We start from the raw sequence: 25,675 nt of genomic DNA, 5'->3' as shown, positions 1-25,675 counted from the left end.
GCAATCAGTTCAAATTTTTCCTCTGTATTCGGGTGCAAAGGTATAAAACCATTTTGAATTGCAAATTTAATATTTTGTTTTTTTAATTTAATATGCGAAAATTTAACATATTCGACTTGTTCTATAGAGTTTAGAAAATAAATAGATATTTGTTTGGTAGACTTAAAAAAAGTTCGCAAATTTGCCCCAACAAAACAAAAGAAAATGAAATTTACTGTTAACAATATGATGTCTTGTAAGATGCCGGAGTATTCCGCAGAGATACTATTGTAGTTTTTTTTCAAAAATATACAAAGAACCTCTGCAAATTGCAGGGGTTTTTTTTGTTTAAGGAAGAAAACAAAACGGCATATCATTTAAAACCAAATAATAATAAATCAGAAAAAAGTAATGAAAAAGAATGTAGTATTAGTTTTAGGGCTTTTGACATTTTCGGGTATTTATGCTCAGGAAAACAAAAAGGAGAAAGATACTTTGCAGAATAATGAATTATCAGAAGTTACGATAATTGGTTCTAGGAGTAAAAATAGAGTAAAAACTGATGTGCCAGTGCCAATCGATATTTTTAATATTTCTGAAATAACAAAAGGTGCACCACAAACCAGTGTAACACAAATTTTAAATTATGTTGCGCCGTCATTTACAAGTAACCCGACTTCAACAGCAGATGGAACCGATCATATAGATCCGGCACAATTAAGAGGACTAGGGCCAGATCAAGTTTTAATACTTGTAAATGGTAAAAGAAGACACACTAGTGCATTGGTTAATATTAATGGAGCTCCAGGAAGAGGTTCGGTAGGAACAGATTTAAATGCAATACCATCATTTGCAATAGAGAGAATAGAAGTGCTAAGAGATGGTGCAGCTGCACAATATGGTTCAGATGCTATTGCAGGGGTAATTAATATTGTATTGAAGAAAAATGCTAATTTCCTCTCAGGAGAGGTGCAATATGGAGCAAACATTTCTTCTGGATCAAATAACTTCAAAGGAGGTACAGACGGACAATCTTTGCAAGTAGATTTAAACTACGGAACATCTTTGGGTAAAGAAGGAAGTTTCTTGAGTGTTACAGGTAGTGCTGTTACAAGACAGGCAACAAGTAGAGCTGGTATTAGAAGTAATAATATATTCAATGCATATAATGCTGTCGAATATAGAGCGGCTCAGAATGGTGTAAATGTAAATTCATTGTTTAGTAACATTAATACGACTCCAAACTCAGCTCAAATTATAAGTACATTACAACAATATGCTCCACAAGTTGGTTATTTTACACCAGCGCAACAAACTGCAATTTCTTCTGCAAATAGCATCACTCAAATGCAAACCGCATTAGGTTTTGATGTAACTAATAATGAGATCAATTTTAGAGGACAAGAAAGAAGTGATTATAATATGAGCGTTGGTCAATCAGAACTAGCGTCGGGACAATTGTATTATAATGCAAAATACCCATTAACAGAGATAACTTCATTATACTCATTTGGAGGAGTTTCATACAGAAACGGAAAATCATACGCTTTTAACAGGCTTCCTAATGGAGCAGGAACATTTACTCAAGTATATGCAAATGGATTTTTACCAGAAATACAATCTAATATTTTAGATCTTTCTTCTGCTGTAGGACTTACAACTCAATTATTTGGTTTTGATACAGATATTAGTACAAACCTTGGAACAAACTCTTTTAAATATGATGTGAACAATACTATTAATGCTACTTTAGGAACAAACTCTGCAGATAGTTTTTATGCCGGTAAAGTTTCGTTTTTACAAAGTACAACCAATTTAGATTTAAGTAAAAAGTACGATGTTCTTGATGGATTGAACGTAGCTTTTGGTGGGGAATTTAGATATGAAAATTATCAAATAAAACAGGGAGAAGAAGCGTCTTATGGTTTGTATGATGTAAATGGAAATCTTGTTTCGGGAATTTTACCTGGCAACTCACCATTAATTGTAACTGATTTTTTTGGTGCTAAGCGTGGAGCAGGAGCACAAGGATTTTCAGGATTCCAGCCTTCGGACGCTAAAGAAAAAGATAGAAAAAGTGGAGCGGCTTATATCGATTTGGAATTAAATGCAACCAAAGATTGGCTTTTAAATGGAGCGGCTCGTTATGAAAACTATTCAGATTTTGGAAGTACAGTTACTTTTAAATTAGCTTCTCTTTTAAAACTGACCAATAACATCAACTGGAGAATTTCTGGACAAACAGGATTTAGAGCGCCATCATTGCAACAAAAATATTTTGAAAGCAGTTCGACACAATTTATTAATGGTTCTCCGTATCAGGTAGGTTATTTTACAAATGATTCACAAGCAGCAAAAAGTATTGGTGTTGAGAATCTAAAAGCAGAAACATCTAAAAGTATCAGTACAGGATTTACATTTAAAATTCCTGAAGCTAATATAACAATTGCTACAGATGCTTATTTTACAAGAATTGATGACAGAGTAGTTTTAACTGGGCAATATTCAAGACCAACTGATGAACAAATAAATGGAGCAACATCTCCAGAACAAAAAGATGCATTGACATTGTTTCAACAAGCGTTTGATTTAAAAGGGGTAGAAAGAGCTTCATTCTGGACAAATGGAATCAATTCTGAAACGAAAGGGATTGACTTAGTGATTTCTCAGAAATATAATGTTATTGAAGATTTTACAATCAGAAATGATTTTGCTTTAAGCTATAATACAACCAAAAGGGTTGGCGCATTAAATGTTCCACAATCGATTGTTAACGCTGGTGGGGACCCATATGTGTATTCATTTTTCCCTGAGTCAAGCAGGATTTATCTAGAAGAAGCAATCCCAAAATTGAAAGCTAATTTAATGACTACTTTCAGTATTAAGAAACTAGATATTTATTTAAGAAATAGCTATTTCGGGAAAGTTACAGATCCAGGAGCAACAGATGTAAACTTAGACGGTTTTTCTTCCGTTTATGAGCACCCAGAATATAGCGCAAAATTGGTTACCGATTTATCTTTAGGATATCAGATAAACGAACATTTAAGAGTTACACTTGGAGTTAATAATATAGGAGATGTTTATCCTGATAGAAATAATCCATCAACTCCAGCTTTTACAAACACGACACCAACATTGTCTCCTATACCAAGTACAGATTTAAGTAATGCAAATCAGTTTGCTTACTCAAGAGCAGTATCGCAATTTGGATTAAACGGAAGATTTGGTTTTGCCCGTTTAAGTTTTAAAATATAAATAATAAACTTCTTTGAAACCTATTAGTGCCTATTTAATAGGTTTCAAAGAAAATAATAACCCTAATTATAAGAGATTCTTCGCTAGAAAATCTTTTTTATGTAAAAAATCGAAATTAAGTTTGGTGGTTAAAATTATAGTTATTATATTTACTCTATCAAATTAGTAGAATTAATAAAAACAGATAAAACAAATTTATAAAATGAATACAATAGCAAATAATATGATAATGTGTTGTAAGATGATGCAAATGTGCATCCCAATTTGCTATTGCCAAAAGTGAAAGATAAAATCTTTGTTATAGTTAAAACTATAAGCCCTTTTGGTAGCCATCCGAAAGGGCTTTTTTTTATTCCATAATTAAAATTTTAAATCATGAAAACATTCTATAAAATTTCAAAAGCAATTCAATCTTTATTGAAAACAGATATCAAAAGAATCTTTGGTATAATACAAGCCAACAGAAATAATACAATCGAAATAAAAGGAGAATTATACTCGAGTGAGTCAAATTCATTATTGTTTCAAATGTATGCCCACGAAGATGAAGATCTTTTTATATAAACAGAAAAATAATTAAGAAATATAAACACACAATCTTTTAACTAATTAAAAAACACAACCCATGAGCACACAAAAATTTGCAACAAACGCACTACACGCAGGACATGATGTAACTAAAAACGGAAGCACTAGAGCAGTTCCTATTTATCAAACATCTTCTTATGTTTTTAATAATTCTGATCATGCAGCCAATTTATTTGGTCTAGCCGAAGCAGGATTTATTTATACACGATTAAATAACCCTACAAATGATGTTCTGGAACAACGACTTGCTGCATTAGAAGGCGGTATAGGAGCTGTGGTAACAGCATCGGGCGCATCGGCAATTGCAACAACCTTATTAACATTGCTTAAAGCAGGAGATCATATCGTAGCATCAAATAGTTTATATGGAGGAACCTATAATTTATTAAAAGTTACTCTGCCAAGATTGGGAATTACAACCACATTTGTAGACCCATCAGATGCTGAAAATTTTACTAAAGCTTCAAAGGAAAATACAAGAGTGTTTTTTGTAGAGTCATTAGGAAATCCAAAATTAGATGTATTGGATTTGAAAGCAATTTCGGCAGAAGCCAAAGCATTCAAAGTTCCATTTATTGTTGACAACACCGTTCCAACACCATATTTACTTAATCCAATAGCGTATGGAGCTAATATTGTAATTCATTCCCTGACCAAATATATCTCAGGAAACGGAACTTCTTTAGGTGGAGCCATTATCGATGCAGGAACTTTTGATTGGGCAAACGGAAAATTTCCTGAGTTTACTGAGCCATCTGCAGGTTACCACGGATTAGTTTATAATGAAGCATTAGGAAATGCTGCATTTATTGCCAAAGCACGTATAGAAGGATTACGTGATTTTGGTTCGGCATTAAGTCCGTTTAATGCTTTTCAAATCATTCAGGGATTAGAAACATTACCAATTCGTATTAAGAAACATAGCGAAAATGCATTGGCACTAGCATCATGGCTAGAGTTACAAGATGAGGTAGTTTGGGTAAATTATCCAGGCTTAAAATCGAATAAATACTATGATTTAGGGCAAGAATATTTGCCAAAAGGACAAAGCGGAATCATAACCTTTGGGTTAAAAGGAGGTTTTGAAGCTGCTAAAAAAGTAGCTGATGAAACGAAATTATTCTCACTTCTTGCCAATATTGGTGATACGAAATCATTGATTATTCATCCAGCAAGTACTACACACCAACAATTATCAGAAGAAGAACAATTCTCGACAGGAGTTTCAAAAGACTTGATTCGACTTTCTGTAGGGATCGAAGATATAGACGATTTAATAGCCGATTTACAATCAGTATTTAAGAGTATTAAAAGTACTCAATTGGCTTAAGATTGGTTTTTTTGTTTTTTGTTAGAAAAATTGCCTTTAACCACGTGAGCAGGGTTAAAGGTAGTTTTCAAAAAATACCAAGCATTAAAAGAATGAACACTATAAAAAGTTCAAAACCATATTTCTTGAGTTGCCTTCCCGACATAAGTATAAAAAATAAACACAAATTTCACGAATTGGCACTAATTCGTTCGTGAAATTAATTTTCACAAACTAACTTACCCACTAAGATTTGTGTCAATTTGTGAAATTCGTGTTTAAATTGATTTTATAATATTTATGCTTAGACGGTAATTTCTTGAATCTATTTAAAATAAAAATAAAAATTATGTCAAAGCTTAAAATAAACATCATCCTTTTTGGAATAGGAAATATTGGCAGTACTTTAATAAACCAGATAATTGAAAGCCAAACATTTTTTAGCGAAAATAAAAGCATTGATTTGAGGTTTCCTATTATAACCAATTCTACATTGGCCTTTTTTGAAAAGGAAGGCGCAGAGAATGCCTGGGAAGCTAATTTTGTACATCTCGCAATTCCATTTAAAGTGGATGATATTATTGCTTTTGCAAAAGAAAACGCTTTCGAAAATCTAATTGCTGTAGATGCAACAGCAAGTGATGAATTAATAGATCATTATATTCCTTTAGTTCAAAACGGATTTAATATCGTGGCAGTAAATAAAAAGGCCAATACATTGCCAATATACTTTTATAGAGAATTAAGAGAAAACCTTAAGAAATATGATAAAGAGTTTTTATACGAAACCTCTGTAGATACAGGTTTTCCAGTATTACAAACGATTAGGGATTTATACAATTCGGGAGAAAAAATAACCAAAATAAGAGGCGTTTTTTCAGATTCATTAAGTTATGTCTTTAATCGATTTTCATCAGAAGACACTTGTTTTTCTACTATTCTAAAAGATGCCGAAAAGCTTCAGCTAATAACATCAGATTATGAAGGAGACCTATCTGGTAATGATGCAGCCGAAAAATTACTTATCCTAACCAGAGAGATTGGGAAGGATTTTGAATTCTCAGATATAAAAACAACACCACTTTTAGATCATAATCAATATGGGCTAAATGAAAAATCAAAACGAGTATTGAATAAAGAACTACTGGATAAGTCTTTTAAAATCGCAAAAATTACACAATCCGATAATCATGTTTTACGATATGTTGGGGAGTATAATGTTTTGGAAAATAAGTTAGAAGTCAGATTAGTTTCAGAATCTACCAAAACAGCAATTGGGCAGCTAAAAGGTTCAGACACTATTTTTGAAATCTACACACAATCTTACGGAAACATTCCGATAGTTATTCAAAGTGCAGCTGCAGGAAAAGAAGCTATAGCAAGAGGAGTTATAACAGACATTCTAAAAGTTGCTGAAAAAATAAAAAATAAAGAAGCTGTTTGGGCTTAGAAATTTTTGAAATTGAATTTTATATTCAATTTTTTTTTGATTTAAAGTTAGATGTTCTTTGAAATTTATGTTTAGTGAAGAAAGTTTTTAAACAGTTGAGTGTTAATTTTATAACTCATTCGGAGTGTTTCGTCGAAAAAAAGTAACATTTCGTCGTTTTTTTGTTTTTAAATGCAAATTTAACGTGATTTTATCATTAAAATATGGATTCCGACTTGGTTAATTCGAAAAAACGTCGCATATTTGTTAAACCAAAAAGATACCAAAAAATGAATTTTAATATTTGTAAAATTAATAAGGTCATGTCGGAGAAATCCGTAGGGAAGTCTATTGCTTAAAATTATATCTATAAAATTATATAGCAAAGCCTCCCGATAAATTTGGGAGGTTTTTTTTTAGATTACAAATATTGAAATTTTTAAAATGATAAATAACAATACTATTAAAATGAATAATAACTCGAAGTTTAAGATGATGCAGAATGTCGCGCTTATTTGCGTACGCGTCCATTGATTTCCAAAAGTATAATAAGTTTAAACGACTTAAACCCTTTTGGTATAATTATCAAAAGGGTTTTTTTTTGGACTTTGAGATTCATTTAATAATAACAAACACAAATAAACAATTATAAAAACTCACGTTATGAGCACAAAAAATCACTTAGCAAAAAGGTTCGGATTCTTTAAATTCTTTAGAACTAAAAAAAGTATAATCATTCAAACAACAAATGAGTTGGCACATCCAAGATTTGGGATGGAAACTACAGATGAGACGGCAGGAAAAAAAGCACCTAATTCTTTACTTTTCTTGATGTACTCTACTGAGAATGAAACATTATTTATTTAAATTAAAACTTTAAATAAAATACAACCCAACAATAAATTTTTTCTGGATATATATGTCCAGCGGATGCTTGTACGTGATTGTTTTGTTTGAACTATTTTGTAAACGAACTAAAATCAAATGAATAAAAAATTTGGTCGTTTAAGAAAATAGTAGTTAATTTGTGCCATTAAGTTCAAAAACGTATTGAAATGTTATAAAGAAAGGACGAGGGATTAGACCCTATGAATCCTTAGCAACCCTTCGGTAAAATCGAAGAAGGTGCTGCATTCTACCACGCCCAACGTGGAAAGATAACACAAAGAATTTCTCTAGCCTGGCTCTAGTTTTTTCTTTTTAATATTTCCATGTACAAATCAAAAATTACAAAAGATTTGAAATTGGAAAATAAAATCAACCCGATTACATTAAGCAATTTTATCACTGAGAGTGGTGCTTCGTATGCAACGATTAACCTAAGTTATGAACTTTTTGGTTTACCGTTACACACGGCGCCTATAGTTTTGGTAAATCATGCATTAACAGGAAATGCTCAGGTTACGGGCGAAAATGGCTGGTGGAATGACTTGATTGGCGATACTAAAACCATTGATACTGCTAAATATACAATTCTAGCCTTTAATGTTCCAGGAAATGGATTTAATGACACCTCTATTGAAAATCATACTGATTTTACAGCCAGAGATATAGCTCGAATTTTTATAGAAGGTATTGAGTTTTTAAAAATCAATCAGCTATATGCAATTATAGGCGGTTCTGTAGGTGGCGGAATCGCATGGGAAATACTGGCATTAGAACCCCAAATTACTAAACATTTAATACCTATTGCAACCGACTGGAAAGCAACCGATTGGTTGATTGCAAATTGCTATTTGCAAGAGCAAATCCTAAACAATTCTTCAAGACCAATAGAAGATGCGCGAATACATGCGATGTTATGCTATCGTTCGCCAGATTCTTTCAAAGAAAAATTTCAGAGAACCAAAAATGAAGAATTGGCAATTTTTAATGTAGAAAGTTGGTTAGGTCATCATGGGAAAAAATTGCAAAAAAGGTATCAAATCTCATCATATAAATTAATGAATCAGTTGCTTAAAACAATTGATATTACAAGAAATACTGCTGATTTTAAAACTTTACTATCAAAAACAACTGCCGATATTCATATCATAGGAATTAATTCGGATTTGTTTTTTACTGCAAAGGAAAATCAGGAAACTTATCAGGAATTAAAAAAGTTCAAAGAAAATGTTTCTTATAGCGAAATAAATTCTGTTCACGGACATGATGCTTTTTTAATCGAGTACAAACAATTAGATAATTTGCTTGCATCTATTTTTAGAGCAACATAAAATACAACACACATACTATGAAAATATTAAAATTTGGAGGTAAATCATTATCAAACGGAGAAGGACTAAATAAAGTAGTTTCGATAATTATTGATAAAATAAATCAAGGCGAGAAAATTGCCGTAGTTGTTTCTGCTCGTGGGAACGCAACAGATGAGCTAGAAGATATATTGACAATTGCTTCTAAAAATGGAAATTACAAACCATTATTAGAAAGTTTTAAAACATACCAGATTTCAGAGTATTCAAACGTAGATTTCTCGGAAGAGTTTAATGTTTTGGATAAACTTTTTGAAGGCGTTAGTTTAATTGGAGATTATAGCAAGAAGATAAAAGATCAAATCCTTTCAAAAGGAGAATTACTTTCGGCTAAATTATTGACAGCAATTTTAATCGAAAAAGGAGTTCCTGCAAATTTTGCCGATTCAAGAGAGTTACTTAAAACAGATTCTAAATTTGGTGATGCACAACTTTTGGAGCAATTATCAAAGAAAAATGTAATCAACTATTTTAAACAACATAATGGTTCTACTGTAAATGTTGTTACAGGTTTCATAGGTTCAAACAATAATAACGATACAACCACTCTAGGTAGAAACGGAAGTAATTATACTGCTTCGTTATTGGCAAATTATTTAGATGCCGAAGAGCTTCAGAATTTTACACACGTTGATGGAATATATACTGCAAATCCAGATTTAGTAAGTGATGCCAAAAAAATAGAATATTTATCATTTAATGAAGCAAATGAGTTGGCCAATTTTGGAGCTACTATTTTGCATGCAAAAACGATAATCCCGTTAATCGAAAAAAGTATTCCGCTTCGTATTTTAAATACTTTCAATCATGAAAATCAAGGAACATTAATTACGTCAGATTCAGCTAAAGAAGGAATTAAAACACTATCGGTGTTAGAAAACCTATCATTAGTTAATCTTGAAGGTCGTGGATTACTTGGTAAAGCAGGTGTTGATGCTCGTATTTTTAAAGTAATGGGAGATAATGATATTAGTGTTAGTATCATTTCACAAGGTTCATCAGAAAGAGGGATTGGGCTTGTTGTTGCAACAGATAAAGCAACAACAGCAATGATAGAATTAGAAAAAGAGTTTGAAAACGATTTTTATTCTAAAGATGTTAACCAGATTACAGTAACCGATAATGTTTCGGTAATTTCGATAATAGGACAGGATTTAAGTACGTTCCATAAGCCATACACGGCTTTAATCAAAAATAAAATTGTTCCGATTTTGTTTAATAATACTGTTACGGGTAAAAACGTGAGTTTGGTAGTTAAAAAATCAGAACTAAATAAAGCACTTAATGTAATTCACGGAGAGATTTTTGGAGTTTCAAAGAAAATTAATATTGCCGTTTTTGGTCACGGATTAGTTGGTGGAACTTTGATAAACCAAATCTTGGCTTCAGCAGCAAGTATCGAAAAACGTAAAGACATCAAGCTGAATGTTTTTGCTATCGCCAATTCTAAAAAAGTGCTTTTAAATAAAAAAGGAGTTACTGCAGATTGGAAAAAAGATATTGAGAACAATGGAGTTGCTTACACAATCAATGATGTTATCGCTTACGCAAATGAGCATCACTTAGAAAATTTAATTGCTATTGATAATACGGCAAGTGCTACTTTTGTTGAAAATTATATTTCATTGATAGAGAGTAGTTTCGACTTGATTTCATCAAATAAAGTAGCGAATACACTTAGTTATGGTTTTTATAAAGAGCTAAGAAAAGCATTGGCAGACAATCAAAAGAATTATTTGTATGAAACCAATGTTGGAGCAGGATTACCATTAATTGATACTATAAAATTATTACACCTTTCAGGTGAAAATATTACCAAAATAAAAGGAGTTTTCTCTGGAACGTTGAGTTATTTATTCAATAATTTTTCTGCCAAAGACGCTCCGTTTAGCGATATACTGAAAGAAGCAATTGACAACGGATATACAGAACCAGATCCACGTGAGGATTTATGTGGTAATGATGTTGGCAGAAAATTACTAATTTTAGCTAGAGAACTAGATTTGCAAAATGAATTTGAAGAAATCTCAATTCAGAATTTAATTCCAGAACATTTACGTGAAGGAAACGTTACTGATTTCTTGACTAAATTAAAAGAGTTTGATCCAGTTTATGACAAGATAAAAAAGGATCAAAAGCCAAATCATGTATTAAGATACATAGGGGAGTTGTCGGGTGATTTACAAAATGATAAAGGAGTTTTGGAAGTAAAATTAGTTTCGGTACCTTCGGATACAGCATTGGGAGGATTAAAAGGATCTGATTCTTTCTTTGAAATTTATACAGAATCGTATGGAGACAGACCTATCGTAATACAAGGAGCCGGAGCCGGATCTGCGGTAACAGCAAGAGGTGTCTTTGGAGATATCTTGAGATTATCAGATAAAGAATAGTTTACGAAACCCATAAAAAACATATATCAAAAAGATGAAAAAACTTCTTTTATTTTTATTATTTACAAATGTTATTACTGCCCAAGTTTCGAATATTATTAGAAACAAAGACAGTTATACCCAAGAAATTTTCCCATACAAAGGAGTTAGGGCAATTCAAATAGATGAGGTTAACTCTCCAGAAAACGAGGATAATGTATTTATTTTTTCTAAGATTGAAAAAAATGCAAATCCTGATAAAATGTATTTTCAAAGATTTACAAAAGTTAATCATAAATGGGAAGTAAAATCTATTCTTGAAGTAAACCATAACGGAATCATTTCGGCTTGGGGAAGCAGAAAAGCTTTTGGAGATTATAATAAAGACAAGAGTGTTGATGCGCTTTTTATTTACGGACTTTATGACGCTGATTTTAAACAACATTCCGTTCATTTAATTTTTTCGCAAAAAGATCAATTTTACACGATTGAATCCAGTGTTTCAGATGATTTTAAAATAGATAAATTCTCTCCTAATTTTAATTCTTTAGATGCAGAATCTAAAAAGCAAGTTTTAGAATATTGGGGTAAATTAGATAAAAAGGACAAATAAGATTTATATGAATTATCTAAACAAAAGTATAGTATTGATAGTATTATGTATTGGTTTTATAATATCATGTAAAAAAGAAAAACCAGCAACGGTTGTTCCTAAAATAGCATTTGTGTATGGATCTAAGGAAGCTGTTGAAGCAATTAAAGAAGGTGATTTACAAAAAGTAAAGCAATATATTGATAAAGGAGGAGATCCTAATGCAAGATGCAAAGGCTATACCAGAGGCAGTAGAGAGGAAGGAAAAGAAAACAGATCAGATAAAGACTGGACGCTTTTGATGTATGCTGTTTTTCATAATAAAGCTGAAGTTGCGAAATTTCTTTTATCAAAAAAGGCAGATGTAAACGCAGTAAATGCGGTTGGGCACAGTGCCTTATTTTTGGCTTGTGCTAATAACTACGAAGAAATTGCTTTGCTGTTGTTAGAAAATGGTGCAGATGTGAATATTGGAAAGGATAATAGCGGGATGAGTGCATTACAATGGGCATTGGCTTATGACTTGAATGATTTGTCATTAAAATTAATTAATAAAGGAGCTGATTTAAATACGTTCTCTACAGAAACGGGGAGATCAGTTTTGATGGAAGCTTTTTATTCTGACAGTATTAAATCTACTATTGCGCATAGAATCATTGATTTAGGGGGTGATGTTCGTTTTGTAGACCCAAAACATCAACAAACACCATTAATGTGGGCATGTAGAAAAAATGATACAACATCCGTTAAAAAGATTATTAAAAAAGGAGGCAATGTAAATCTTGAATCAGATAGTGGTTATACAGCTTTAGAGTTTGCTGCTGGGAATACTTTTCAAGATGTAGCATTAATTCGTTATTTGGTAAGTAAAGGGGCTATAGTAAATAATAAAAATGTCCCTTTAGTAGATGCTGTATATAGCGGAAGTATTGAAAAAGTAAAGTTTTTGGTTGAAAATGGAGCAGATGTTAATAAAAGAAAAGCCATGAATGGAATTCCGCCATTGTTTGAAGCAGGATTTAATACTAAGGATGAAATTGCGGCTTATTTAATAGATAATGGTGCTGATGTTAATATCGAAAATCCGAATGGAGAAAGTGTTCTTTATTATTCATTAACCAGTTTTAATGGAAGCTATAAAATTGTAAAATTATTGATTGATAAAGGTGCAAATGTCAACTTTATAAACAATGATAAAAGAACAGCTTTGATGAAAGCGGCTCAATTTAACACAGTAGATATTGCCAGCCTTTTAATAGAAAATGGTGCAAGTAAAGATGGTGTAGATGTTTATGGGAAAACAGCAAAAATGTATGCCGAGGAATCAGCAGATAGAACTGGTGATAAAAAGATTTTAAGTCTTTTTGAATAGATTGTGAAAAAAAAGAAAATAACCTAGAATAGAATACTATGAAAGTAACCTTAAACAGAGTAAACGACGCATTTCATTTTAAACTCAAAAATGAGCGTGGCCATGTAGTTGACGTAGACAGCAGAGCCGAATTTGGCGGAAGCGATTTAGGAGCAAGCCCGATGGAATTAGTATTGATGGGAGTTGCAGGATGCAGCGCTATTGATATGATTTCGATTTTGAAGAAACAACGTCAGGAAATCACTTCATTTAATGCTGAGGTCGAAGGAACTCGTGTTCAAATTGGAGAAGCCAAACCTTTTAAAGAAATCTTTGTGGTTTTTTATTTAGAAGGAGATATCAATCCAGAAAAAGCACAACGAGCTGCACAACTTTCTTTTGATAAATACTGTTCAGTTGGTAAAACAGTCGAGCCAACAGCCACAATAAAATACAAAGTGGTTTTAAACAATGAGGAATTATAAGAATTAGAAAATTAGTCAATTAGAGAATGAGATAATTCTTTGGCTAGCTATTATAAAATAGTAAAAGAACTGTTGAGTTTAAGTTTGTATCAAGAGACTTAGCGAATCTTTGCGCTCCCTTTGAGACTCTTTGTGTAATAGCTCTTTACAAAAAACAAAAAAAATGAACGAACAAGAATTTGGTTTTGAAACCCAAGCCATAAGAACACAATTAGAAAGAACACAGTATTTAGAGCATTCGGTGCCATTATACCTATCATCAAGTTTTGTATTTGAAGATGCCGAAGATATGCGAGCTTCTTTTACAGAAGAGAAAGACAGAAATATTTATAGTCGTTTTAGTAATCCAAATACAACTGAATTTGTAGATAAGATTTGTAAAATGGAAGGTGCTGAAGCTGGCTATGCTTTTGCAACAGGAATGGCAGCAGTATATTCTACTTTTGCAGCTTTATTAAATGCGGGAGATCATATTGTGTCTGCGAGTAGTGTTTTTGGTTCAACTCATGCGTTGTTTGTAACTTATTTTCCAAAATGGAATATTGAGACTTCATATTTTGATATTAATAAACCAGAAACTATTGAGAGTTTTATTAAACCAAATACAAAAATATTATATGCTGAGTCGCCTACAAATCCTGGTGTCGATGTAATCGATTTGGAGTTACTTGGAACAATTGCAAAAAAACACAATTTGATTTTAATTATCGATAATTGTTTTGCAACGCCATATATTCAACAGCCTATAAAACATGGAGCACATTTGGTAGTACATTCTGCTACTAAATTAATCGATGGTCAAGGACGTGTTTTAGGAGGAGTAACAGTAGGGAGAGAAGATTTAATCAGACAAATTTATTTGTTTTCGAGAAATACAGGACCAGCTTTATCACCATTTAATGCTTGGATTTTATCAAAAAGCTTAGAAACATTAGTTGTGCGTGTGGAGAAACATTGCGAGAATGCACTTAAAGTTGCTGAGTTTCTAGAAGCACATCCAAATGTAAACAGCATAAGATACCCGTTTTTGAAATCGCATCCGCAATATGAAATCGCCAAAAAGCAAATGCTTTTAGGAGGTAATATTATTGCATTTGAAATAAAAGGCGGAATAGAAGCTGGTAGAAAATTTTTAGATAAAATAAAATTATGTTCACTATCTGCTAATATTGGAGATACAAGAACAATTGTTACGCATCCTGCATCAACTACTCATAGTAAATTGTCTGTAGAAGATCAGCTGGCAGTTGGTATTACACAAGGATTAGTGCGTGTTTCTGTTGGTTTAGAAACAGTAAAAGATGTAATTGCTGATTTGGAGCAAGCACTTTCATAAGGATTTCTTGATTGATGATTAACGATTTTTTAATTTCAGATATTTGGTCAGAAATTAAATCGTTAATCATCATTTTTTATTCTTTTGTAATTCTTCATTCAAAAAGTATATTTTTGTTGCAGAAAAACATTCTAAAATCTAAAATAAAAAAATGCTTTCAAAGAAAACTAAATACGGAATCAAGGCTTTAACATTTTTGGCTAGGCGAGAAAATAACGAGCCTGTACAAATTGCTGAAATTGCTAAAAGCGAACAGATTTCGATAAAATTTTTGGAAAGTATTTTGTTGTTACTAAGGAACTCTGGTTTTCTCGGAGCCAAAAAAGGAAAAGGCGGAGGGTATTACTTGATAAAAGATCCAAAAGATATCAGTATGGCCAAAGTATATCGTATTCTCGAAGGACCAATTGCATTATTACCATGTGCAAGTCATAATTTTTATGAAAAATGTGATGATTGCGATGATGAAACTACTTGTGCGGCAAGACGTTTAATGACACAAGTTAGAGATAATACTTTGAAAGTTTTAGAGAATAACTCATTGGCAGATATTGCGTTTTAGTCAATATCGTGCTTTTTTTATGAAAAAGTTTTGTTTTAGAAAATCAATTTATATCCTACAATAAACAACATTATAGCAATAGCATTTCTAAGAAGCAGATCAGGGACTTTTCCACTCAACATACTACCTACGTAAATTCCTGGAAGGGAACCTAATAATAGTTGACCTAAAAGCATCAAATCTAAATTTCCCATTGAGGCATGTCCCATTCCAGCAACAAGAGTTAAAGGTACAGCATGCGCAATCTCAGTTCCTACTAAACGAGGTGTTGGTAAGAGCGGATATAAAAAGAATAAAGTAACAGTGCCTAATGCACCTGCTCCAATCGAAGTAAGTGTTACTGTTGCGCCTAATAAAACCCCAATAGCAATCGTTAACACATTTTGAGTATTACTTTCATTATGAAATTTATCTCCAGCATGTTTTTGAGAAAGTACTAATAGTTTCTTTTTAAATAAAATAGCGACGGATGTAAAAAGTAATGCCCAACCTAAGCTATATTTTATTACTGCATTTATAGTTGTGGTATCTGTTTTAATACTATTTAAAATCCATAAAGTAAGTAAAGAAGCAGGAACACTACCCAAGGTAAGCCAACCTGTAATTTTCCAGTTGATATTCCCTTTTTTATGATGTACAAATACGCCTCCCATTTTGGTAAAAGCAGCATATAGTAAGTCGGTACCAACTGCTTTTGTTGGTGGAATTCCAAACCATAATAAAATAGGGGTCATTAATGACCCACCTCCTACACCCGTTAATCCTACTATAAAACCAACGATTAAACCAGCAACTACAAGACCTATTTGAAAATCCATAAATAAAATTTGCGTAAAAATAACAATATAATTTCATAATCCTATAGATGTGGTAGACTTTAAAAAAAATATCACAAAAAGCCAGTAAAAATTGATTTATAATAGACTAAGAGGAATACTAGATTGTTTTTTATGTAACTTATAGATAATTAGAGATGTAAAAAAATCAAATATTATTTTGATATTTAGAAATAAGTAGTAATTTTGCATTGTAATCTACTAACCCGATAGGGTAATAGATTTTAAAATTAAAAGAATAAATTAGGTGTATGGAGAAAGAGCTGAAGTTAGATGCCGTAGCAATAAAATCTGGTGAATCGTTTTCAAAAAAATTATGGGTTATAATTCCTGCTAGTTTATTGTTGGGTTTAATTTTGGTACTGATTTATAATCATCATGCAGATTTTTCCTGGCAAGGTTTCCTAGATGGATTTGATCAGGAATTTTTAATATTTTTCTTAATTGGTGTTTTTGCACAATTAGTAGATGGAACGTTAGGAATGGGTTATGGAGCAACATCAACCTCTTTTTTATTAGCTTATGGAGTTTCTCCAGTAATTAGTAGTGGAGGTGTTCACGTAGCAGAAATGTTTACAACAGGAGCATCGGCGATATCACATCATAAGTTTGGGAATATAAATAAAAAACTGGTTAAGAATTTATTGATTCCAGGGGTTTTAGGTTCGATTATAGGAGCTTATTTACTATCAGATGTAATTGATGGAGATGTTATAAAACCATTTATCGCAGTTTATATGATAGTGTTGGCAGTAATTATTATTATAAAAGCATTAAATAAAACTATAATTAAAAAGAAAACGAAACGTCTTGGAATCTTAGCAACCTTTGGAGGTTTTATGGATGCTGTTGGAGGTGGTGGTTGGGGACCAATTGTAACTTCAACGTTGTTAGGAAGAGGAAGAAATCCACGTTATACAATTGGATCAGTAAATGCAGCAGAATTTGCAGTTTCATTTGCAAGTGGTGTAACATTTATGCTTTTCGGAGGAATCCACGGGTGGCAAGTTATTATAGGTTTGATTTTGGGTGGCGTAATTGCTGCTCCTCTAGCTGCTTTTTTAGTAAATAAAATAAAAAGAAAACCAATGATGGTAGCAGTAGGAATATTAATTATCCTTTTGAGTTTAAAAACATTATCTAAATTATTGTAATAATTTTTTAGGAAAAAAAAAGAATATGAGTGCAACAAATATTACATCTTTATTAGCTAAAACGAAAGACTTTTCTTTGGAAGAAACATTGACGTTTTTAGCTAATGAATATAAAGACAAAGTAGTTTTCTCGACTTCATTTGGTCAGGAAGATCAGGTAATTACCGATTTTATTGCTAAAAACAATATTGATATTACCATTTTTACATTAGATACAGGAAGATTATTTCAGGAAACGTATGATGTTTTTCATAAGACATTGAAGAAATATAAGAAACAGATTGAAGTTTATTTTCCAGAAGCAACAGCAGTAGAGAGTTTATTAAAAGAAAAAGGACCAAATAGCTTTTATGACTCAGTCGAGAACAGAAAAGAATGTTGCTTTATCCGTAAAGTCGTTCCTCTTAGAAAAGCCTTGGCAGGAAACGTAGTTTGGATTACAGGTTTAAGAGCTGAACAATCAGAGAATAGAAATGACTTGCAATTGTTTGAATACGATGCAAATTTCGAAATAATAAAGTTCAACCCATTATTAAAATGGTCATTGCAAGAAGTTGAGGATTATTTACAAGAGCACAACGTGCCGCAAAATGCATTACATAAAAAAGGGTTTGTAAGCATAGGTTGTGCACCATGTACGAGAGCAATTTTAGCAGACGAAGATATTAGAGCTGGAAGATGGTGGTGGGAATCTAGCCATAAGGAATGTGGTTTACACAGCGCTAAGAAAGAATAGAGAGTAAGAGGATTGAATATATTAATAGTTAAAATTTTTTTAGATGAGGTTGTTAAAACCTGAAACCTGAAACTTTAAACTTTAAACTTTGAAACAAAAAACAATGAGTTCAGTATTAAAAACAAATGCTTTAGAAAGCGAAGCAATATACATTTTTAGAGAAGTAATTTCCCAGTTTGATAAACCAGTTTTACTTTTTTCTGGAGGAAAAGATTCAATTACTTTAGTACGTTTAGCACAAAAAGCATTTTTCCCTGCAAAAATACCTTTTCCACTATTGCATATTGATACAGGACATAATTTTCCTGAAACAATAGAATTTAGAGATAAATTGGTAGCAGAGTTAGGATTAGAATTAATCGTAAGAAATGTTCAGGATGCTATCGATGAAGGAAAAGTTGTAGAAGAAACAGGGAAGTATTCTAGTAGAAATAGCTTGCAAACAATCACACTTTTGGATGCTATCGAAGAATTTAAGTTTGATGCTTGTATTGGTGGTGCACGTAGAGATGAAGAAAAAGCAAGAGCTAAAGAACGTATTTTTTCAGTTCGAGATGATTTTGGACAATGGGATGAGAAAAATCAACGTCCAGAGTTATTTGATATTCTAAACGGAAAAATTGAAAATGGACAAAACGTACGTGTTTTTCCAATTTCAAACTGGACAGAACTAGATGTATGGAGTTATATCGAACAAGAAAAAATTGAAATCCCATCTATTTATTTTTCACACAAACGTAAAGTTTTCTTGAGAGACGGATTAATTTGGTCGCATTCTCCTTATGTGTATCAAGAAGAAGATGAGCAAATTGAAGAAAGAATCGTTCGTTTTAGAACCGTTGGAGATATGAGTTGTACAGCTGCTGTTGAATCTTATGCAGCAACAATTAATGAAGTTGTGGGTGAGATTAGAACATCGACAATCTCTGAAAGAGGAGCCAGAATTGATGACAAACGTTCTGAAGCAGCAATGGAGAAAAGAAAACAACAAGGGTATTTTTAATTATAAATTATAAATGCAATTCAGAATTAATTAAAAGTTAGAGTCAAGAAAACAAAACATTCAGATTTAAACTTTAGTTCAAAGGGAATCAACTTTAAACTTTAAATAAAAAATTTAAACCTGAAACAAAAAATATAGAATGGAAGTTTTAAAAATAGCAACAGCAGGAAGTGTAGATGACGGAAAGAGTACTTTAATCGGGAGGTTATTGTATGATACAAAGTCATTGACTACAGATAAAATAGAAGCAATAGAAAAAAGCAGCAAATTAAAAGGATACGATTACCTAGATTTCTCATTGGCAACTGACGGATTAGTAGCAGAAAGAGAACAAGGAATCACTATTGATGTAGCGCATATTTATTTTTCGACGGCTAAAAAAAGTTATATCATTGCCGATACCCCAGGTCACGTAGAGTACACACGTAACATGGTTACAGGAGCTTCGACTTCGCAAGTTTCAATTATTTTGATTGATGCTCGAAAAGGAGTAATTGAGCAAACATACCGTCATTTTTTTATCAATAATTTATTGAGAGTAAAAGAGGTAATTGTGGCGATTAATAAAATGGACTTAGTTGATTATTCAGAAGAGGTTTATAATAAAATCAAAGCCGATTTTCAGGCATTAAATGCCAAAAGTACTTTCAAGGAACAAAACGTAAGTTACATTCCGTTAAGTGCAATCAACGGAGGAAACGTAGTTGATAAATCAGAAAATATGAAATGGTATGACGGACAAACTGTTTTGGAACATTTAGAAGCTTTAGAGCCAACAGATGTTTTTGAAAAAGGACAGGCACGTTTTCCGGTTCAAACGGTTATTCGCCCGAAGACAGAAGAGTACCATGACTTTAGAGGATATGCAGGTAAATTATACGGAAACTCTATTAAAGTAGGAGATGCAGTAACAGTTTTGCCTTCATTAACAGAATCTAAAGTAAAGAATATTCACTTTTTTGACAAACAATTTGACGAAGCAATTGCAGGTTCATCAATCACAATTGAACTAGAAAATGATATCAATGTTACTAGAGGAGATATGATTGTAAAATCTACGGAGCTTCCAAAAATTGAGAAAGACATCACGACAACAGTTTGTTGGATGGATTCTAAAAAGTTAGTTCCAGGAACAAAATACATCGTTCAGCATAATACAAACAGAGTTTTGGCAAAAGTAGAAAGTATCAAGAATACAATCGCAACCGATTATTCAGGTACAACACCAGCAACTCAGTTAGCAATAAACGAAATAGGAGAAGTAAGTATTAAATTAAGCAAGCCTTTATATTTTGATGCCTATAACGATAATAAATCAAACGGAGCTTTTATCCTGATTGATACCGCAACCAATACAACTGCAGGAGTAGGATTTATTAGGTAAATCCTCCTAACCCCCGAAGAGGGGAATGATTATGAGTCTAGTTAAAAATATATATTAATTCTCCAGTTTTTTACTCCTTCCCCTTCGGGGAGGGTTGGGGAGGGAAAAGCAAGAAACAAAAATGGAAAGTTTTAGAACAGAAATAGAAAATCCGATAGTTCAAAAGGAGATTATCGATTTAGAAAAAAAGATTCACTTATTCCGTGGAGGAAAAATTGATGATGAACGTTTCCGTAGCCTACGTTTAGCGCGTGGAATCTACGGGCAACGTCAGGAAGGCGTTCAAATGATTCGTATTAAATTGCCTTTCGGTAAAGTTACCAGTGAGCAATTAGTACGTATTACTAAAGTTTCTGATGAATATTCTACTGGACGTTTGCATATTACAACACGTCAGGACATTCAGATACACTATGTAAGTTTAGACAGAACTCCAGAGCTTTGGGCAAATTTAGCTAAGGATGATGTTACCTTGCGTGAAGCTTGTGGAAACACCGTTCGTAATATTACTGCAAGTGAATTGGCTGGTGTAGATGTAAACGAACCATTTGATGTTTCGCCTTATGCACATGCTTTGTTTCAGTACTTGTTAAGAAATCCTATTTGTCAGGAAATGGGACGTAAATTTAAAATTTCGTTCTCATCATCAGATGAAGATACTGCTTTGAGTTATTTACATGATTTAGGATTTATCCCGAAAATTGTAAATGGAGAAAGAGGATTTAAAATTATGTTAGGTGGAGGATTAGGTTCGCAACCAGCACATGCCGAATTACTTTCGGAATTTGTTCCTGCTAACCAAATTATTCCAACGGCAGAAGGTGTGATTCGTATTTTTGACAGATACGGAGAACGTGCCAAAAGAATGAAAGCACGTTTAAAGTTTTTAATCAAAGAAATAGGTAGAGATACATTTATGGATTTGGTTGAACAAGAGAAAAAAGCAATCGCTTTTGAAACGTATGAAATTGATACAACTGCTTTTGATGCACCAATTCCAGAACCATTATTAACCGTTCCATCGGTTACTATTGAAGATACAGCAGCTTATGAAGCGTGGAAGAATTCAAACGTAATTGCTCAAAAACAAGATGGTTATTATGCTATCGGGATTAAAGTATTATTAGGAGATTTTTATACTGATAAAGCAAGATTATTAGCTGATTTAATTAAAAATTATGCAGCCAACGAATTGCGTTTTTCATTGCGTCAAAATATTGTAATACGTCACGTAAAAGAAGAGAATCTGCCCTTCTTTTATCAGGAATTAGAAAAGCTTGGTTTTGTAAATTTAGGATATAATTCAACTGCCGATATTACAGCTTGTCCAGGTACAGATACTTGTAACTTAGGAATTGCTAGTAGTACAGGAATTGCCGAAGAATTAGAAAAAGTTTTAAATGCCGAATATCCGCAATATAGTAATAACCATGAAATCGAAATAAAAATTAGTGGTTGTATGAATGCTTGTGGACAACACAATATGTCAGCAATCGGGTTTCAGGGAATGTCAATCAACTCAGGAAAATTAGTAGCGCCAGCGTTACAAGTTTTATTGGGAGGAGGAAAATTAGGAAATGGAGCAGGTCGTTTTGCTGATAAAGTAATCAAAATCCCAAGCCGTAGAGGACCAGATGCATTGCGTACCATCTTAAATGATTTTGATGCCAATGCAAACGGAGAAAAATTTCTGAATTATTATGATGCAAAAGGCGAAAAATATTTCTATGAGATTTTAAAACCTTTTGCAGATGTAACCAATTTAACCGAAGCTGATTTTGTAGATTGGGGTAATGCCGATAACTACGTAAAAGCAGTTGGAGTAGGTGAATGTGCTGGAGTTGTCATAGATTTAGTAGCTACTTTATTATTAGAAGCAAAAGATAAATTAACATTCGCACAAGAATCATTCGACGAAAATAAATGGTCAGATGCTATTTACCATACTTACGCAGGATTTGTAAATGGTGCCAAAGCATTGTTGCTTTCAGAAGATGAAAAAACAAACAATCATGCAGGAATTGTTGACTTGTTTGATACTATTTTTGTAGCAACTTCTAAAATTGAATTGCCAACAACATTTAGAGAATTAGTATATCAAATTAATAAAGTAGAACCTTCAGAAGCATTTGCAAAGCAATACATTCAAGAAGGAATTTTATTTTTTGATACGATTGAAAAATATAGAGCAAAAGATTTAGCTAATGCTTAATACAGTAAAACCAAAAGTAACTTTAGTCGGAGCAGGTCCAGGCGACCCCGATTTAATAACTTTAAAAGGTGTAAAAGCACTTGCTGAAGCAAATGTGGTATTGTATGATGCTTTGGCAAATGAAGAAATTTTGGGGTATGCGCCTAAAAAAGCAATCCGAATTTTTGTAGGCAAGCGCATAGGAAATCATGCTTATACACAAGACCAGATTAATCAATTGATAGTTGATAATGCATTAACTTATGGAAATGTTGTACGACTAAAAGGTGGAGATCCATTTGTATTTGGTCGTGGAAGCGAAGAAATAGAATATGTAGAGAGCTTTGGGATCCCTACATTTGTTGTGCCTGGAATCTCATCGGTAATAGCAGTTCCAGCATATCAGGGAATTTCGATAACCAAAAGAGGAGTTTCGGAGAGTTTTTGGGCAATTACAGGAACAACATCAGATAGGAAATTATCATCAGATGTGGCTCTTGCAGCACAATCATCAGCCACAGTAGTTATCTTGATGGGGATGAGTAAACTATCACAAATTGTTGCTTTGTTCCAAAAAGAATTAAAAGGAGAAACTCCGATTGCGATTATTCAAAACGGAACTACTCCAGAAGAAAAAGTAGGATTTGGAACTATAAATACAATTCAGCAAATAGCGACCAAAAACAAACTAGGTTCACCAGCGATCATTATCATTGGAGAAGTAGTTAGAGAAAGCAGTAAGTTAAAAGGGTTTTACGAGGAATTTGTATCAAACAATATCCAATTGTAATGGAAAGAAACGAATTATATCCTATTTTTTTAAAACTACACAAGTTGAATGTGCTTATTGTAGGAGGTGGAAATGTGGGATTAGAAAAACTATTTTTTTTATTAAAATCAAGTCCCAATGCCAATGTTGAGGTTGTCGCTCCACACTTCCATCTTGATATTAAAGCTTTAGCAGAAAAACATTCTTCGATTATATTAACTGAATCAAAGTTTAAGAAAAAGATGCTAAAGAAACGGCATATGGTTATTGCATGTACTGACGACTTGTTAGTAAATAAAAGGATATATGATTTGTCACAAAAGAGATATCTCATTTGCAATATTGCTGATACGCCTGATTTATGTGACTACTATTTAGGTGGAATCGTAACTAAAGGAAATGTAAAGATTGCTATTTCTACTAATGGAAAATCACCAACAACAGCTAAAAGACTTCGGGAATTTTTCGAAGAAGTTATTCCTGAAGATATTAATAAAATGGTTGAAAACCTAAATGACTATAGGAAAACCTTAAAAGGCGATTTTGAAGACAAGGTTAAAAGAATGAATGAGATTACAGCTTCACTAAAAAACACACAATAGATTTTTTTGAGCAAAGAAAGAAATCAATGATAAAAATCATTGAAAATAGTTTAAATTATTTGTTTCTTTGTATTTATTAAGAATGATTATAAACAACAATAGAATGATTAAAACAGACATACTTATAATAGGAGCTGGTCCAACTGGTTTATTTGCAGTTTTTGAGGCAGGATTATTAAAATTAAAATGCCATATATTAGATGCTTTACCACAAGCAGGTGGGCAGCTTTCAGAATTATACCCAAAGAAACCTATTTATGACATTCCTGGATTTCCAGAAGTTTTAGCAGGAGATTTAATCGATAACCTACAAGAGCAAATTAAGCAATTTGAACCAGGTTATACATTAGGAGAACGTGCAGAAACAATCGAGAAACAAGAAGACGGAAGTTTTATTGTAACCTCAAATAAAGGAACTAGATTTCATGCGCCAGTTATTGCTATTGCAGGAGGTTTAGGAAGTTTTGAACCACGTAAGCCACTTATTGAAGATATTGAGTTTTATGAAAATAAAGGAGTAAAATATTTCATTAAGAACCCAGAAAAATTTAGAGATAAAAGAGTTGTAATTGCAGGAGGAGGAGATTCAGCTTTAGACTGGAGTATATTCCTTTCAAATGTAGCTTCAGAAGTAACTTTAATTCACCGTAGAAATGAATTTAGAGGAGCGCTTGATTCAGTAGAAAAAGTACAAGAATTAAAAACAGCTGGGAAAATTAAATTAATTACTCCGGCTGAGGTTATCGGAATCAATGGTGCAGAGCATATTGAGTCGCTTGTTATCGAAGAAAATGGAGCAAACCGAACTATCGAAACGGATTATTTTATTCCACTTTTCGGATTGACACCCAAATTAGGACCAATAGGAGACTGGGGGTTAGAAATCGAGAAAAATGCAATAAAAGTAAATAATGCATTAGATTATCAAACCAATATTCCGGGAATCTTCGCAATTGGAGACGTTAATACATACCCAGGAAAATTAAAATTGATTCTTTGTGGATTCCACGAGGCAACTTTAATGTGTCAGGCTGCATATCAAATTATCAATCCAGGTAAAAAATATGTGCTTAAATATACCACCGTTTCAGGTGTAGACGGATTTGACGGAACTCGTAAAGAAGCTCCAAAAGCTGTTGTTAAGGCGATTGTTTAGTCTGAGGTTCTAAGCTACTAAGTTTATAAGATTTTTATATAAAGCTCAAACTATTTTAGTTTGGGCTTTTTTAAAATAACATAGGATAATTTGCGTTTTATTGCACATTAATATCTTTAAGAATATTTAAAAATATGACCAGTGGTTTCAACCATTGTAATGCAATATATCATTACGATCCGTATCCCACGTTTGAAATCGCGGGCTATAAATTAAAAACAATTGAACTTCAGCCGTATAAGAATGTTATTTGTCTTTAAGTTTACTAGTATTTATTTTTAATTTTTTTGATGTTAAACTTTAAGCCTAAAACGCTTAGGAACCTAGA

General features: G+C 32.5%; 21 protein-coding genes and 1 riboswitch. Of the genes, 20 read left to right on the top strand and 1 reads right to left on the bottom strand.

Going from position 1 to position 25,675, the window contains the following annotated elements; translation table 11 throughout:
* Positions 1 to 390: 390 nt before the first annotated feature.
* From IUY40_RS11900 to IUY40_RS11845, 12 genes are all read left to right on the top strand, one after another.
* Positions 391 to 3,237: a TonB-dependent receptor gene (locus IUY40_RS11900; protein WP_195737088.1), complete on the top strand. Its 2,847-nt coding sequence runs from the start codon at positions 391 to 393 to the stop codon at positions 3,235 to 3,237.
* Between the two features lie 375 nt (positions 3,238 to 3,612).
* Positions 3,613 to 3,801, top strand: a complete 189-nt coding sequence (locus IUY40_RS11895) for a hypothetical protein (RefSeq protein ID WP_195737087.1) — start codon at positions 3,613 to 3,615, stop codon at positions 3,799 to 3,801.
* Between the two features lie 61 nt (positions 3,802 to 3,862).
* Complete coding sequence (locus IUY40_RS11890; RefSeq protein ID WP_195737086.1) at positions 3,863 to 5,155, top strand: O-acetylhomoserine aminocarboxypropyltransferase/cysteine synthase family protein; 1,293 nt, start codon at positions 3,863 to 3,865, stop codon at positions 5,153 to 5,155.
* Between the two features lie 328 nt (positions 5,156 to 5,483).
* The gene (locus IUY40_RS11885; RefSeq protein ID WP_195737085.1) at positions 5,484 to 6,584 is read left to right on the top strand and encodes an aspartate kinase; all 1,101 of its coding nucleotides are present in this window, start codon (positions 5,484 to 5,486) and stop codon (positions 6,582 to 6,584) included.
* A 642-nt stretch (positions 6,585 to 7,226) separates the two neighbouring features.
* Complete coding sequence (locus IUY40_RS11880) at positions 7,227 to 7,430, top strand: hypothetical protein (RefSeq protein ID WP_195737084.1); 204 nt, start codon at positions 7,227 to 7,229, stop codon at positions 7,428 to 7,430.
* A 188-nt stretch (positions 7,431 to 7,618) separates the two neighbouring features.
* Positions 7,619 to 7,727, top strand: a riboswitch (SAM riboswitch).
* A gap of 80 nt (positions 7,728 to 7,807) precedes the next feature.
* Complete coding sequence (locus tag IUY40_RS11875) at positions 7,808 to 8,779, top strand: alpha/beta fold hydrolase (protein ID WP_229335524.1); 972 nt, start codon at positions 7,808 to 7,810, stop codon at positions 8,777 to 8,779.
* 17 nt (positions 8,780 to 8,796) lie between these two features.
* Positions 8,797 to 11,211 carry a bifunctional aspartate kinase/homoserine dehydrogenase I gene (gene thrA / locus IUY40_RS11870; RefSeq protein WP_195737083.1) on the top strand — a complete coding sequence of 805 codons (2,415 nt, stop codon included), beginning with the start codon at positions 8,797 to 8,799 and terminating at the stop codon, positions 11,209 to 11,211.
* Positions 11,212 to 11,245: 34 nt separating this feature from the next.
* A complete protein-coding gene (locus IUY40_RS11865) occupies positions 11,246 to 11,803 on the top strand; it encodes a hypothetical protein (RefSeq protein WP_195737082.1) in 558 nt (185 codons plus the stop codon).
* A 7-nt stretch (positions 11,804 to 11,810) separates the two neighbouring features.
* Positions 11,811 to 13,154 carry an ankyrin repeat domain-containing protein gene (locus tag IUY40_RS11860; protein WP_195737081.1) on the top strand — a complete coding sequence of 448 codons (1,344 nt, stop codon included), beginning with the start codon at positions 11,811 to 11,813 and terminating at the stop codon, positions 13,152 to 13,154.
* A gap of 38 nt (positions 13,155 to 13,192) precedes the next feature.
* Positions 13,193 to 13,618 carry an OsmC family protein gene (locus IUY40_RS11855; protein ID WP_195737080.1) on the top strand — a complete coding sequence of 142 codons (426 nt, stop codon included), beginning with the start codon at positions 13,193 to 13,195 and terminating at the stop codon, positions 13,616 to 13,618.
* A 163-nt stretch (positions 13,619 to 13,781) separates the two neighbouring features.
* Positions 13,782 to 14,954, top strand: a complete 1,173-nt coding sequence (locus IUY40_RS11850; protein ID WP_195737079.1) for an aminotransferase class I/II-fold pyridoxal phosphate-dependent enzyme — start codon at positions 13,782 to 13,784, stop codon at positions 14,952 to 14,954.
* 151 nt (positions 14,955 to 15,105) lie between these two features.
* Positions 15,106 to 15,516, top strand: a complete 411-nt coding sequence (locus IUY40_RS11845) for an Rrf2 family transcriptional regulator (RefSeq protein WP_195737078.1) — start codon at positions 15,106 to 15,108, stop codon at positions 15,514 to 15,516.
* Between the two features lie 35 nt (positions 15,517 to 15,551).
* Here the strand turns inward: IUY40_RS11845 and IUY40_RS11840 are convergent, their stop codons facing one another.
* Entirely contained in the window at positions 15,552 to 16,334 is a 783-nt protein-coding gene (locus tag IUY40_RS11840; RefSeq protein WP_195737077.1) for a sulfite exporter TauE/SafE family protein, read from the bottom strand.
* A 269-nt stretch (positions 16,335 to 16,603) separates the two neighbouring features.
* Between IUY40_RS11840 and IUY40_RS11835 the strand changes: the two genes are divergently transcribed.
* The 8 genes from IUY40_RS11835 (at position 16,604) to IUY40_RS11800 (ending at position 25,347) form a co-directional block, all read left to right on the top strand.
* Positions 16,604 to 17,506, top strand: coding sequence for a sulfite exporter TauE/SafE family protein (locus IUY40_RS11835; RefSeq protein WP_195737076.1), 903 nt, complete (start codon positions 16,604 to 16,606; stop codon positions 17,504 to 17,506).
* Between the two features lie 25 nt (positions 17,507 to 17,531).
* Complete coding sequence (locus tag IUY40_RS11830) at positions 17,532 to 18,242, top strand: phosphoadenylyl-sulfate reductase (RefSeq protein WP_195737075.1); 711 nt, start codon at positions 17,532 to 17,534, stop codon at positions 18,240 to 18,242.
* A gap of 103 nt (positions 18,243 to 18,345) precedes the next feature.
* Positions 18,346 to 19,245: a sulfate adenylyltransferase subunit CysD gene (cysD, locus tag IUY40_RS11825; protein WP_195737074.1), complete on the top strand. Its 900-nt coding sequence runs from the start codon at positions 18,346 to 18,348 to the stop codon at positions 19,243 to 19,245.
* Between the two features lie 139 nt (positions 19,246 to 19,384).
* Complete coding sequence (locus IUY40_RS11820) at positions 19,385 to 20,629, top strand: GTP-binding protein (RefSeq protein ID WP_195737073.1); 1,245 nt, start codon at positions 19,385 to 19,387, stop codon at positions 20,627 to 20,629.
* A gap of 121 nt (positions 20,630 to 20,750) precedes the next feature.
* Positions 20,751 to 22,841, top strand: coding sequence for a nitrite/sulfite reductase (locus tag IUY40_RS11815; protein WP_195737072.1), 2,091 nt, complete (start codon positions 20,751 to 20,753; stop codon positions 22,839 to 22,841).
* Positions 22,834 to 23,610: a uroporphyrinogen-III C-methyltransferase gene (cobA, locus tag IUY40_RS11810; protein WP_195737071.1), complete on the top strand. Its 777-nt coding sequence runs from the start codon at positions 22,834 to 22,836 to the stop codon at positions 23,608 to 23,610. Before IUY40_RS11815 ends, cobA begins: the two co-directional genes overlap by 8 nt.
* Positions 23,610 to 24,191 carry a bifunctional precorrin-2 dehydrogenase/sirohydrochlorin ferrochelatase gene (locus tag IUY40_RS11805; protein ID WP_195737070.1) on the top strand — a complete coding sequence of 194 codons (582 nt, stop codon included), beginning with the start codon at positions 23,610 to 23,612 and terminating at the stop codon, positions 24,189 to 24,191. Before cobA ends, IUY40_RS11805 begins: the two co-directional genes overlap by 1 nt.
* A 103-nt stretch (positions 24,192 to 24,294) precedes the next feature.
* Positions 24,295 to 25,347, top strand: a complete 1,053-nt coding sequence (locus tag IUY40_RS11800) for an NAD(P)/FAD-dependent oxidoreductase (RefSeq protein ID WP_195737069.1) — start codon at positions 24,295 to 24,297, stop codon at positions 25,345 to 25,347.
* Positions 25,348 to 25,675 lie beyond the last annotated feature (328 nt).

Source organism: Flavobacterium sp. ALJ2 (assembly GCF_015594725.1).
GTDB lineage: Bacteria > Bacteroidota > Bacteroidia > Flavobacteriales > Flavobacteriaceae > Flavobacterium.
This window is presented reverse-complemented; position numbering and strand designations above follow the sequence as displayed.